11 protein-coding genes and 2 riboswitches are annotated in these 12,654 nt (G+C 67.7%); of the genes, 7 read left to right on the plus strand and 4 right to left on the minus strand.

The features are described 5' to 3' along the window. Window positions 1–76: 76 nt before the first annotated feature. Window positions 77–192, plus strand: a riboswitch (SAM riboswitch). Between the two features lie 42 nt (window positions 193–234). The 4 genes from ACJJV6_RS14720 (at window position 235) to ACJJV6_RS14735 (ending at window position 5,772) form a co-directional block, all read left to right on the plus strand. Continuing rightward, the gene (locus ACJJV6_RS14720; RefSeq protein WP_009359381.1) at window positions 235–1,560 is read left to right on the plus strand and encodes a bifunctional o-acetylhomoserine/o-acetylserine sulfhydrylase; all 1,326 of its coding nucleotides are present in this window, start codon (window positions 235–237) and stop codon (window positions 1,558–1,560) included. 152 nt (window positions 1,561–1,712) lie between these two features. Continuing rightward, a riboswitch (SAM riboswitch) is annotated at window positions 1,713–1,829 on the plus strand. 12 nt (window positions 1,830–1,841) lie between these two features. Further along, window positions 1,842–2,957, plus strand: a complete 1,116-nt coding sequence (locus ACJJV6_RS14725; RefSeq protein ID WP_407709311.1) for a homoserine O-acetyltransferase — start codon at window positions 1,842–1,844, stop codon at window positions 2,955–2,957. Window positions 2,958–3,170: 213 nt separating this feature from the next. Then, window positions 3,171–4,553 (plus strand): MFS transporter, encoded by a 1,383-nt coding sequence (locus tag ACJJV6_RS14730; RefSeq protein WP_133350042.1) that lies wholly within the window; start codon window positions 3,171–3,173, stop codon window positions 4,551–4,553. Window positions 4,554–4,653: 100 nt separating this feature from the next. After that, a complete protein-coding gene (locus ACJJV6_RS14735; RefSeq protein WP_009359379.1) occupies window positions 4,654–5,772 on the plus strand; it encodes an alcohol dehydrogenase catalytic domain-containing protein in 1,119 nt (372 codons plus the stop codon). Window positions 5,773–5,795: 23 nt separating this feature from the next. Here ACJJV6_RS14735 and ACJJV6_RS14740 read toward each other — a convergent pair whose 3' ends face one another. After that, on the minus strand, window positions 5,796–6,695 hold the full coding sequence (locus ACJJV6_RS14740) for a LysR family transcriptional regulator (RefSeq protein WP_407709312.1): 900 nt from the start codon (window positions 6,693–6,695) through the stop codon (window positions 5,796–5,798). Between the two features lie 140 nt (window positions 6,696–6,835). On the opposite strand from ACJJV6_RS14740, the gene mmsB reads away from it, so the two are divergent. Together mmsB and ACJJV6_RS14750 are read left to right on the plus strand one after the other, a co-directional pair. After that, complete coding sequence (mmsB, locus tag ACJJV6_RS14745; protein WP_009359377.1) at window positions 6,836–7,738, plus strand: 3-hydroxyisobutyrate dehydrogenase; 903 nt, start codon at window positions 6,836–6,838, stop codon at window positions 7,736–7,738. Between the two features lie 35 nt (window positions 7,739–7,773). Next, window positions 7,774–9,258 carry a CoA-acylating methylmalonate-semialdehyde dehydrogenase gene (locus ACJJV6_RS14750; RefSeq protein ID WP_009359376.1) on the plus strand — a complete coding sequence of 495 codons (1,485 nt, stop codon included), beginning with the start codon at window positions 7,774–7,776 and terminating at the stop codon, window positions 9,256–9,258. Window positions 9,259–9,261: 3 nt separating this feature from the next. Here the strand turns inward: ACJJV6_RS14750 and ACJJV6_RS14755 are convergent, their stop codons facing one another. The 3 genes from ACJJV6_RS14755 to ACJJV6_RS14765 are packed head-to-tail and all read right to left on the minus strand — an operon-like array spanning window position 9,262 to window position 11,888. Then, entirely contained in the window at window positions 9,262–9,768 is a 507-nt protein-coding gene (locus tag ACJJV6_RS14755) for a hypothetical protein (protein WP_407710511.1), read from the minus strand. Window positions 9,769–9,790: 22 nt separating this feature from the next. Next, a complete protein-coding gene (locus ACJJV6_RS14760) occupies window positions 9,791–10,969 on the minus strand; it encodes a winged helix DNA-binding domain-containing protein (protein WP_407709313.1) in 1,179 nt (392 codons plus the stop codon). Window positions 10,970–11,015: 46 nt separating this feature from the next. Next, window positions 11,016–11,888: an SGNH/GDSL hydrolase family protein gene (locus tag ACJJV6_RS14765; protein WP_354175505.1), complete on the minus strand. Its 873-nt coding sequence runs from the start codon at window positions 11,886–11,888 to the stop codon at window positions 11,016–11,018. 78 nt (window positions 11,889–11,966) lie between these two features. Between ACJJV6_RS14765 and ACJJV6_RS14770 the strand changes: the two genes are divergently transcribed. Beyond that, on the plus strand, window positions 11,967–12,617 hold the full coding sequence (locus tag ACJJV6_RS14770) for an alpha/beta hydrolase (RefSeq protein ID WP_009359373.1): 651 nt from the start codon (window positions 11,967–11,969) through the stop codon (window positions 12,615–12,617). Window positions 12,618–12,654: the final 37 nt, after the last annotated feature.

Here is a 12,654-nt window from a genome sequence, read left to right on the forward strand (position 1 = left end):
CGGGCGGAAAGCGGCCCAGGACCATGTTCGTCACAATGGTGTCCGCCCGGCCGGGCGCACTCCTACACTGGGCCCAGGTCATGAGTGCCAGCAACAGCCCCGGCTCGCTGGCCGGCAACCCTCCATCCGCGGTGGGGTGCCCCGGGTGAGGACCTGGCCGTCCGGCAAAAGGCCGGATGGCAAGCGCGGCCCGTGGTGCTTCCAGCATGCCGGGCCCAGTCAAAGGAGCCTTGAATGTCCAACGGATGGTCCTTCGAAACCCGCCAGATCCACGTCGGCCAGGAACCGGATGCTGCCACCGGCGCCCGCGCCCTGCCTATCTACCAGACCACCTCCTTCGTCTTTCCCAGCGCCGAGAGCGCCGCGAACCGCTTCGCCCTCGCCGAGCTTGCCCCGATCTATACGCGCATCGGCAACCCGACCCAGGACGCCGTGGAGCAGCGGATCGCCAGCCTTGAAGGGGGCCTCGCCGCGCTCCTCCTCAGCTCGGGGCAGGCGGCAGAGACGTTCGCCGTCCTGAACATCGCCGAGGCCGGTGACCACATCGTGGCCAGCCCCAGCCTTTACGGCGGCACCTACAACCTGTTTGCCCACACCCTGAAGAAGTTCGGCATCTCCGTCACCTTCGTGGCGGACCCGGACAACCTGGACCACTGGCGCGAGGCGGTCCAGCCCAACACCAAGCTGTTCTTTGCCGAGGTGGTGTCCAACCCGCGACAGGACGTGCTGGACATCGAAGGCGTCTCCCGGACCGCCCATGAGGCCGGCGTACCACTGATCGTGGACAACACGCTGTCCACGCCGTACCTGATCCGGCCGCTGGAATGGGGCGCGGACATCGTGGTCCACTCGGCCACCAAGTACCTGGGCGGCCACGGCGCAGCGATCGCCGGCGTCATCGTCGATTCAGGCAAGTTCGACTTCAGCAAGGACCCGGAACGCTTTCCCGGCTTCAACACCCCGGACCCCACCTACAACGGCCTCGTGTACGGCCGCGACCTGGGGGAAGGCGGAGCACTGGGAGCCAACCTGTCCTACATCCTCAAGGCCCGGGTCCAGCTCCTGCGTGACCTCGGTTCGGCCGTTTCGCCCTTCAACGCCTTCCTGATCTCGCAGGGACTGGAGACCCTGAGCCTGCGCGTGGAGCGCCATGTGGCCAACGCCCAGGAGGTTGCGCGGTGGCTGGAAGCACGGGACGACGTCGAATCCGTCGCCTACGCCGGGCTGCCCTCCAGCCCCTGGTATGAGCGCGGCCGCAAGTACGGCCCCAGGGGCACCGGCGCGATCGTCGCCTTCAACCTGGCCGGCGGCGCAGAGGCGGGCAAGCGGTTCGTGGACGCCCTGGAACTGCACTCCCACGTTGCCAACATCGGCGACGTCCGCTCGCTGGTCATCCACCCGGCGTCGACCACGCACAGCCAGCTGTCCCCGGAGCAGCAGGCCGCGGCCGGCGTCGCCCCGGGACTGGTCCGCCTCTCCGTGGGCCTGGAGCACATCGACGACATCCTCGCCGACCTCGAGGCCGGCTTCCGCGCGGCAAAGGAGGCCTCAGGCGCCTGAGCGCACGGCCCGGGGAGCTGAGCGCACGGTCCGGGAGGCAAGGCCGGGAGCAACGCCCGACGGCGGGGGCCGGCCGGGTGCGCACGTCCGGGGAAGTCACAACCAGTCACACTCTTGGCCCGGGGCGGGTGGTGTTTCGTACACTCGAACCAGGTCATGAGTGCCAGTGACAGCCCCGGCTTGCTGGCCGGCAACCCTCCTTCCGCGGTGGGGTGCCCCGGGTGAAGACCTGGCCTGCCGGTCATTCCGCCGGTGGGCAAGCGCGTAGAAGAGGTCTTGCCATGACGGTTACCGTCACCCGTACCACCGTTCCCGAGCACGGAATTGTCCGTTACGCCTCAATCGGGGGCCTGGAACTGGAAGCCGGCGGCTACCTGCCGGACGTCACGCTCGCCTACGAAACGTGGGGCACGCTCAACGCGGACGGCAGCAACGCCATCCTGATCGAGCACGCCCTGACCGGCAGCACCCACGTCACCCGCGGCGACAGCGACGAACCCGGCTGGTGGGAACAGCTCGCCGGTCCCGGCGCCCCCGTGGACACGGACCGGTTCTTCGTGGTGTCCATCAACATCGTGGGCGGCTGCTACGGGTCCACCGGGCCGTCGTCGCCCGCCCCGGACGGGACGCCGTGGGGTTCCCGCTTCCCCCTGGTGACGCTGCGGGACAGCACTGTGGCGGAGTCCCGGCTGGCGGACCAGCTTGGAATCACCAGCTGGTACGCGGTCCTCGGCGGTTCCATGGGCGGTGCCCGCGCCCTGGAATGGGCCGTCACCTATCCGGAGCGGGTAAAGCGCTGCGCCGTGATTTCGGTCGGCGCCGCCAGCACGGCTGAGCAAATCGCGTTTGCCCAGGCCCAGACCCTCGCCATCCGCCAGGACCCCAAATTCAACGGCGGCGACTACTACGGCGGGCCGTTCCCCGAGGAAGGCCTAGCCCTTGCGCGGCGCATTGCCCACATCACCTACCGCTCCGCCGCCGAACTGGAGGGCAGGTTCGGCCGGGAGCCGCAGGCCCCCGAATCGCCGCTGCAGGCTGACTGCCTGTCGGCCCGCGGCCGCTACCAGGTGGAGAGCTACCTGGACCACCAGGGCAACAAGCTGGTCCAGCGCTTCGACGCCAACAGCTACATCGCCATCACCGAGGCGCTGATGAGCCACGACGTCTGCAGGGGGCGCGGAACGCTGGCCGAGACGCTGGCCCGCTCCGAGGCCCGGTTCTTCATCGCGGCCGTCGACTCGGACCGGCTCTACTTCCCGTCCCAGTCGCAGGAACTGGCACGGGCATTGCCGGGGGACGTGGACGTGCACCTGATCCAGGCGCCGATCGGCCACGATGGCTTCCTGACGGAAATCGGTCAGCTCGGGAACCAGCTCCGCCAGCACCTCCTGCCCTGAACCACTGCGCAGCCCGGGCGCTTTCACGCCGTGGCACGCGGTGTGCCGCCGCGCCAAGTGTGCATTTTTGCAGATGCTTTCTGCACTATTCGGCGTTGAGCTCCCGGCTGTACCAAGCAATACTCGTGTGAACCTGCGGTTTTGTTATGCAAATCACAAAGCCGCCATCCGGTCCCATTGTGGTGTCGACGGAGACGCCAAAGGAGTTCATTCATGAGTACGGAACACTCCGCCGCAGGGCGGCTTGAGGAAACCGACGTCAAGGCCTCAGGGCTGAAGAAAGTCGTCACGGCCTCTATGGCCGGCACGGTGGTGGAATGGTATGAGTTCTTCCTCTACGCCTCTGCCGCCACACTGGTGTTCGGCAAAACGTTCTTCCCCAATTCGGGCACGGAACTGGACGGCATTATTGCCGCTTTCGTCACCTACGCCGTGGGCTTCGTTGCCCGGCCTATCGGCGGAATTGTCTTTGGCCACTTTGGGGACAAGTTCGGCCGCAAGCAGCTCCTCCAGTTGAGCATCATCATGGTGGGCGTTGCCACGTTCCTCATGGGCTGCCTGCCCACCTTCGCCCAAATCGGCTACTGGGCACCGGCGCTGCTGGTCTTCCTGCGGTTCGTGCAGGGCTTCGCGGTCGGCGGTGAATGGGGCGGCGCCGTGCTGCTGGTGGCAGAGCACAGCCCCAGCCACTCGCGCGGCTTCTGGGCCAGCTGGCCGCAGTCCGCTGTTCCCATGGGCAACCTGCTGGCCACGGGCGTCCTGTTCACCCTGTCCTCGACCCTGTCGCAGGAAGCCTTCCTCGGCTGGGGCTGGCGCGTGGCGTTCTGGCTGTCCGCCGTCATCGTCATCATCGGCTACTACATCCGCACCAAGGTCCAGGACGCTCCGATCTTCATCGAAGCCCGGAAGGAAGTCACTGCGGAAAAGAAGGGCTACGGCGTTGCCGAAGTCTTCCGCCGCTACCCTCGCGGCGTCTTCACCGCCATGGGCCTCCGGTTCGCCGAAAACATCCTTTACTACCTGGTGGTCACGTTCTCCATCACGTACCTGAAGGTGGTCGTCCAGACGGACACCTCGCGGATCCTGCTCCTGCTGCTGGTGGCGCACTTCATCCACTTCTGCGCCGTCCCGCTGGTCGGCAAGCTCTCCGACGCCTTCGGGCGGCGGCCCGTCTACATGGCGGGCGCCATCCTCGGCGGAACCTGGGGCTTCTTCGCCTTCCCCATGATGGACACAGCCAACGACATGGTCATCCTGGCCGCCATCACCATCGGCCTGCTCTTCCACGCGCTGATGTACGCCGGCCAGCCGTCCATCATGGCCGAGATGTTCCCCACCCGGATGCGCTACTCCGGCGTGTCCCTGGGCTACCAGGTGACTTCGATCGTTGCCGGCTCGCTGGCTCCGATCATCGCCACCGCCCTGCTGGGCAACTTCAAGTCGTCCCTTCCGGTAGCCCTCTACCTCCTTGCCGCCTGCGTCGTGACGGCTGTGTCCGTGCTCTTCCTCAAGGAGACCAGGGGTATTTCACTGCACGACGTCGATGCCGCGGACGCCAAGGGCACCGCGGACCTCCTGGCTGCCAGCAAGAAGTAGGACGCAGCCAGGCACTACAGGCTAGGCAGCTGCCCGGGCCCGGATTCCGGGTCCGGGCAGCCGCATGACCACCACCCCATAACCACAGCAAGGAACCTTCATGCGAGCCGCTGTCCTTTACAACACCGTTCCTGCGGGAACCAGTTACTCCGAGGCGCGCCCCCTGACCGTGGAGGAGCTGGAACGGCCCGAGCCCCGGGCGGGCGAGCTGGGAATCTCCATCACCTATTCGAGCCTGTGCCACTCCGACCTCTCCGTCGTGGACGGTTCACGCGTCCGGCCCCTGCCGATGGCGCTCGGGCATGAGGCGGTGGGCAGGGTGGTCTCGGTGGGCGACGGCGTCACGGACGTCTCCCCGGGCGACCACGTGGTGCTGGTCTTTGTTCCCAGCTGTGGCGACTGCCGTGCGTGCCGGGCAGGCCGGCCCGCCCTGTGCCACCGCGCTGCCGACGTCAACGGGTCCGGCGACCTCCTGCACGGTGAGGCTCTGCTGCGGACCCGGTCAGGGGAGCGCATCAACCACCACCTTGGCGTTTCGGCCTTTGCAGACTATGCGGTGGTGGCGCGCGAATCGGTAGTGGTGGTCGACGACGACATTCCGGACACGGTTGCCGCGATGTTCGGCTGCGCTGTGCTGACGGGCATGGGAGCGGTGTTCAACACGGCACAGGTCGACGGCGGGCAATCAGTTGCCGTGTTTGGCCTCGGCGCCGTCGGCCTTTCGGCAGTCATGGCCGCCCGCATTGCCCGCGCTGCCTCGATCATCGCCATCGATCCGAACCCCGGCAAGCACCAGCTGGCCCTCGACTGCGGTGCCAGCGCTGCCGGTACTCCAGAGGAAGCAGCCGGGCTGATTGCAGGGGCCGCCGGGGACGGGGTGGACGTTGCCGTGGAGGCCGTGGGCTCTGCCCGTGTCATCGCCTCCTGCCTGGAACTGGTGGCCAGGGGCGGCGCCGTGGTTTCGGTGGGACTGCCGCACCCGTCGGCGGAACTGGTGGTTCCGGCCCTGCAGTTCGCCGGTGCGGGCAAGCGGCTGCTCGGCTCGTACATGGGCGATGCCGTCCCGGACCGGGACATCCCGCGCTACCTGGAGTACTGGCGGGACGGCCGGCTGCCGGTCGAACTGCTGCACTCGGACACGCGCCCGCTCGCCGAGATCAACGAAGGCCTGGACGCCCTGGCGGCAGGAAAGGTAGTGCGCAGGCTCTTCCGTCCCTGAATGCTGCCGCGCCGCGGCAGCGTTCAGGCGGCCAGCAGGTCCTGCCGCGCCGCCACCTCTTCCTTGAGCGCGGCAATAACCGCCTGGACGCGTGCGGACCGCATCGACTCCGGCCGCGCCACTGCCCAAATGGGAAGCTGGCGCTCGAAATCGTGCGGAAGGACGGGGACGAACCCGGAGTCGCGCGCCACCATGAAATTGGGGAGCAGCCCGATGCCGGCGCCCCTGCGTACCGCCTCCACCTGGGCGAAGATGCTCGTGGCCTGGAAGCTGGATTTCGGCGCGGGCAACTGCGAGGACCGGTGGCCGAGCTCTGCCACCTGCAAGGCGGATTCAACGTAGGACACGAAGCCGTGCTGCCCCACGCCGTCGGGCGTTTCCGGCAGTCCGTGCCGGGCCGCATAGGCGGGGCTGGCGTAAAGCCTGAGGTAGTAGTTGGTGAGGAAGATCGTCTGGGCGTTGCTGACGTCGGTTCCGCCCACCACCACTTCCAGGTCCACCCCGGACCGGTTGCGGCTGACCTTGCGGGTTGCGCTGAGCATCTCGATATTCAGCAGGGGATGGCGCTGCTGGAGGCGGACCAGTGCCGGGGCCACAAATTCGGCACCAAAACCGTCCGACGTGCTGATCCGGACCATGCCGGACAGCGCATCCCGTTCCTGGCCGATGGTGCCGGCAAGTGAACCCAGTGTCTCCTCGATGGCCTCGGCGGCGGCCACTGCCGAGGCTCCCAGATCGGTCAGTTCCCAGCCGTGCGGGCTCCGTTCCAGCGTCCTGCCGCCCAGCTGCCGGTCCAGGGCAAGGATGCGCCGCGAAATGGTGGTGTGCGTGGTTCCCAGGCTCTCGGCGACGGCGTTGAACCGTCCCAGCCGTGCCACGGTCAGGAGAATCAGCAGGTCGTCTGGGCTGGGAAGCCGGGCCACTGGTGAAACCTTCCGTCGATGTGCATGAATGCACATACCGTCTGTGATTTTTCCCCTTGATTGCACTCTAGCAGCATGTGACGGTAGTCACTGGACGTTCCGGCCATGGCGGCCGGCCACAGAGCAAAGGAGCCTGGGCGATGGCAGTAATCGGATGGATTGGACTGGGGAACATGGGCGGGTCCATGTCAGTGAACCTGGCAAAGGCCGGACATGAGGTGCGCGGCTTCGACCTCAACCAGGCAGCCCTCGCCGCGGCTGAAGCCGGCGGGGTCAAGCCTGCCGGCAGCATTGCCGAGGCAGTGGAGGGAGCCGACGCCGTCTTCACCATGCTCCCCAAGGGCGAGCACGCCAGGGCCGTCTACCTCGGCGCGGACGGCGTCCTTGCCCACGCAGACACCCGCACCCTGCTGGTGGATTCCTCCACCATCGACATCGCCTCGGCGCAGGAACTGCACGACGCCGCTGCTGCCGCCGGCTTCCGGTTCGTCGACGCGCCGGTCTCGGGCGGCATGAGCGGGGCGAAGGCCGGGACGCTGACGTTCATGGTCGGCGGCGAGGATGGTGCGGTGGCGGATGCCACGGAGTACATCCGGCCGATGGCCGCCAACATCATCCCCACCGGCGGCGCCACGACAGGCCAGGCAGCCAAGATCTGCAACAACCTCATGCTGTTCATCAACCTGGCGTCAACGGCCGAGGGGGCGGTGCTGGCGGACCGGCTCGGCCTCGACAAGCAGGTCTTCTGGGACATTGCCTCTGTTTCATCCGGGGACAGCTGGGCCCTGCGCACCTGGTACCCGGTCCCGGGCGTGGTGGACACCGCCGCCTCGAACAACGGGTTCGCGCCCACGTTCACGACGGAACTGGCCAACAAGGACATTGGCCTGGCCATCAGTGCCGCCGAGGACACCGGCACCCCGCTGGAGATCGGCAGGCACGTGCAGCAGCTCTTCCAGCGCCTCGTCGATGCGGGGGAGGCCGGCAAGGACTGCTCCATGATCATCAAGCTGGTGGACGGCTCGCTCCGCACCGCTGACTGACACCCCGCACGACGACCATTTCGAAAGAGGCATCCATGCAGACCATTCCCCACATCATCAACGGCCAGCGGATCACCGACGCAGAGCGCTTTGGCCCCGTCTTCAACCCCGCCACCGGCCGGCAGGAAAAGCAGGTGGTGCTCGCGTCCGGCGCCCGGGTGGAGGAAGCCATTGCGGCAGCAAAGGCGGCACTTCCCGGCTGGCGGGCCACCAGCCTGGCCCGGCGCAGCGGGATCTTCTTCAAGGTCCGCGAAATCCTGACCAAGCGCAAGCCGGAGCTGGCCGCGATCCTTACCAGCGAACACGGCAAGGTGCTGTCCGACGCCGAAGGCGAGATTTCCCGCGGCCTGGAGAACATCGAGTTCGCCACCGGGCTGTCCCACATGCTCAAGGGCGAGCACTCCGAGCAGGTCTCGGGCGGGGTGGACGTGCACTCCGTCCGCCAGCCCGTCGGAGTGGTGGCGTGCATCACGCCGTTCAACTTCCCCGCGATGGTTCCCCTGTGGATGATCGGCAGCGCGCTCGCCTGCGGCAACACGGTCCTGCTCAAACCGAGCGAGAAGGATCCCTCATCAGCTGTGTTCATTGCGGAGGTCTTCGCGGAGGCAGGCCTGCCTCCCGGGGTGCTGAACGTGGTCCAGGGCGACAAGGAAGCGGTGGACGTCCTGCTGGAGCACCGTGACGTGAAGGCCGTCAGCTTCGTAGGTTCCACCCCCATTGCCCAGTCCATCTACAAGCGCGCTGCGGATCATGGCAAGCGTGTCCAGGCGCTCGGCGGTGCAAAGAACCACATGGTGGTCCTGCCCGACGCCGACCTGGACATGGCCGCCGACGCTGCGGTGTCCGCCGCGTATGGCTCGGCAGGCGAGCGGTGCATGGCGGTCAGCGTCCTGGTGGCGGTGGGCAACATCGCCGACGACCTCGTGGCAGCCATCAAGAGCCGGATGGCGGACCTGAAGATCGGTCCCGGCACGGACCCGTCCTCACAGATGGGGCCGCTGATCACCGCAGAACACCGCGACCGTGTGGCCTCCTATGTGGCCGGAGCGGAAAGCGAAGGCGCCAGCGTGGTGGTGGACGGCCGGGAGCAGCAGTTTGACTCGGACGGCTTCTTCCTCGGCGTCAGCCTGATAGACCACGTCAAGCCGGGCATGAAGGTCTACGACGACGAGATCTTCGGCCCCGTCCTGTCCGTGGTCCGGGCGGAGAGCTACAGCGACGCCGTGCGGCTGGTCAATGAAAACGAGTTCGGCAACGGTACCGCCATCTTCACGCGCGACGGCGGTGCGGCGCGGCAGTTCGAGTTCGACGTTGAGGCGGGGATGGTGGGTGTCAACGTGCCCATCCCCGTGCCGGTGGGTACCTTCTCGTTCGGCGGCTGGAAGAACTCCCTGTTCGGCGACACCCACATGTACGGTCCGGACAGCATCCGGTTCTACACGCGCGGAAAGGTGGTGACCACCAGGTGGCCCGACCCGTCCACCTCGGTGGTCGATCTCGGATTCCCGCAGGTGGACTGACTCCTAGCCGTTCATGATCTCGCCGCGGCGGACCATGTACTCCTCCATGGACAGTTCGCCGTTGCTGTACTGCTGGTCCAGTTCCGCGAGCTTGCGGGCCCGGAACCCCTGCGGTGCCGACGGCGGCGGGGGAGTGGCGGGCGCAGCCGGCTGTTCAGGGGCGGGCTGCTGCGCCGGCGGCTGGCCGTACTGGTTGGGCAGCGGTTGCTGGTTGGGGAACGGCTGCGGGTTGTCCAAGGGCTGCGGGTTGTCCAGCGGCTGCGGCCGGTCCAGCTGGCGGAACCCGCCCGCGAAGTAGTCCTGCTGGGTGTAGCCGTCACGGGGCTGCTTGCTCTGCGGACCGGCGGAGCCGGGAAACTGCCCGGAACCCGGGAACGGCCCTGCGCCGGGGAACTGTTCGGGGTAGCGGCCGGGGAAGCTTTGGTCGTAGTTCCGGCGGGCCACCGATTTCCGGTACATCCGCATGGCCACCGGGATCAGGAGTGACAGGATGATGATCCAGAAAAACATGTTGCTCACGGTGCTGCGCCTCTCATGTGTGTCCTTCAAGCTTAGTCCCGGACGGTACCCGGACGGCCGGGAGCCCGGTGAAGGCGGCGTACCGGTCCACGGCTTCCTGGACTGCGGTGGCCAGCGGTGATCCAGTGGTGGCAGCGGCGGGATCATGCAGGCGGATATCCAGTTCGCAGCGGTCCGGAAGCAGCCGGTGCCGCCACGAGCCTGCCGCCCGGCCATCCAGCAGCACCACGTGGATGGGCTCGCCGGCGGCGGGAAAGGCAGGGGCGCCGCCGCCCATATAGTGCCGGGTGGCGAAGTAGCCCATGATGTATTCGTCGTAGCACTGGACCAGGTCGATCCGCGGTCCCGGAGCCGGAGTCCCGCCGGCCTGACTCCCCGGATCCGCGCCGTCGGCCGCGAAATAATGCTCGACGCCGTCAATCATCGTTGCGGCCAGCGCATTGGGCCGTGCCTCCCTGGCCAGTCGCACCCCCTTCCGGACGTCCGTCACCGTCAGTCCCGACCAGCCGGCGCAGTCCTTGGCCGTGGCAGGGCCGCGGCTGGTGAAATAGCGGAAGGCGAGTTCAGCCAGGGCTTCCTCCCGGTCCGGTGCCGGCTGCGGACCGGCCGGAACCCGTTCGTCGAAGAGGGCGTAGGTCTGTTTGAGCGCCCCGCCCGGGCTGCGGACAGGTGTCCCGCTGGTCAGGATGCCGCTGACCTCGGCCTGCATGATGATGTAGGCAAGCCGCAGTCCACTGGCCTCGAAGCCGGCCGCCAGCAGCTTTTCGGCGAGTTGCTCGCGGGTCAGGTGGTTGCCGCCGGCGACAGCGCCGGCCAGCACTTCGGCTGTCCGGCCGGCCGTGGCGGCGTCGATCCCGGTGCGCCGGTACGTTAAGGCATTGAGCCCGTGGAGCCGCGGGGCGGAGAGGGCCGAAAGCCAGCGCAGGTCCTCGCGGTGCACGAAGTGCCAGGTGGGCCGGAGGATGTGGGTGCGCAGGACCGTCCCGTCGGCCACGGCCTGCTCGATGTCTGCGGCCGTTACAGCGGCACGTCCGGTGGACGAGACGCGCTGAGCCAGGCTCCAGCGGGCATAGGGAAACTCCTGTGCCTGCACCGCCAGGAGCCTGCGGAGGGCCGTCCCGGGGGACCCTGCGCGCGGCTCGCGGAGCATTTGGGCCTGCAGCCTTAGCCGCACCACCTCATCAGGTTCCATGCCCACCGCCTTGGACTGGCCGCCGTCGGGATCGGTCTTCCCGGCCCTATGACCGCAGGGCTGCCCCGGTGTTTCCCGGCGGCCCCTCGCCGGAGCCCAGGGGGACGCCCGGGCCGAAGACGGGACCCGGCGTCGGACGCTTGGCGGTGATGCCGTCACCGGAGGACTGCTGCCGCAGCCGGCGCAGCACCCACGGGACGAAGTATTCGCGCGCCCACACCAGGTCCCCGGACCGCGCCTCCCGCCACGACCGGGGCGGAAGCGGCTTGGGCTGGAGCGGTTCCAGGCCGTGCTCCACGTTCAGGGCGTCCAGCACCATCGCCGCAATGGTGTGGTGGCCGAGTGGTGAGAAGTGCAGGCGGTCCTGGTCCCACATCTGGGGGTCGCTGAGCTGCCGGAGGGACCACATGTCCGCAATGATGGCGTCGTGCCGAGCCGCGACGGTGCGCAGGTTCTCGTTGTAGATGGCCACCTTGCTCCGGATCCGGCCGAGCACCGAGGAACCCGTATCAGGGCCATTAAAGAGGACAACGGTGGCGCCGCCCATGGCCAGGATCTGGACCACGGAATCGAGCTTCTCCGCCAGGGCGTCGGGATCGCCGCCGGGCCGGATCAGGTCGTTGCCGCCGGCGGACAGGGTGACGAGGTCCGGCTTCAGCGCCAGGCACGGGGCCAGCTGCTGGTCCACGATCTGCTGCAGCAGCCTGCCGCGGACAGCCAGGTTGGCGTAGGCAAAGTCCGGCTGGCTGCGCCCCAGCTCCTCCGCCACCCGGTCGGCCCAGCCGCGGTAGCCACCAGGACTGGAGGGTTCGGGGTCGCCGATGCCCTCGGTAAAGGAATCACCCATGGCCACATACCGGGTCCAGGGGTGGGATCCGGCGTGTGCGGGCGGAGTCTGGATGGCACTTGCGTCGGTCACGGTCCTATCCTGCCTTCCGGCCTGCTGGCTACGCGAACGTAGGTTTGCTCCGTTCGGCTACCTGTAAGAATGGAAACCATGACTGAAGCCGAAGTATTTCCTGCCCCTGTTGTCCTGTGGTCCCACCCTGAGGACCAGCGTGACGGGAAGCCGCTGCTGGTGCTGCTGCACGGTTACGGCGCCAACGAGCAGGACCTGCTGAGCCTCGCGGACCTGCTGCCGGGGGACTTCGCCGTCGCCTCCGTGCGCGCGCCCATCGCCATGGGCCCCGGCTTCACCTGGTTCCCGCTCACCGCGTCCATCGACTACTCCCTGGAGCGGGTCAAGGCGGCCTCTGCCTACGTCCTGGAGTGGATCGACGCCATCCGGGTGGGGCACCCGTCGGTGACGCTTCTTGGCTTCTCGATGGGCATGGCCATGGCCACCACCCTCCTGCGGCAGCGGCCCACGGACTTCGCAGCCGTCGTCGGCCTGTCAGGCTTCGTGGTGGACGCCGACGGCGACCCCACCTTCCGGGACGATGAACTGGACGGCACCGTGCCCATGTTCTGGGGCCGCGACCAGCAGGACCCGGTCATCACCCCGGACAAGATCGACTTCACCATGGCGTGGGTCCGCAAGCACGTCAAGCTGACCAAGGTGCTGTACACCGGCATGTGGCACGGCATCAACCAGCAGGAAATCGGGCACGTCGGCGAGTTCCTCACCCACGAGGTCCTGAAGAAGTAAGGCGTACGACGGCGGGCGGCGGCTTCTACGCCGCCAC

The organism is Arthrobacter nitrophenolicus, from assembly GCF_045833485.1.
Taxonomy (GTDB): Bacteria; Actinomycetota; Actinomycetes; order Actinomycetales; family Micrococcaceae; genus Arthrobacter; species Arthrobacter nitrophenolicus.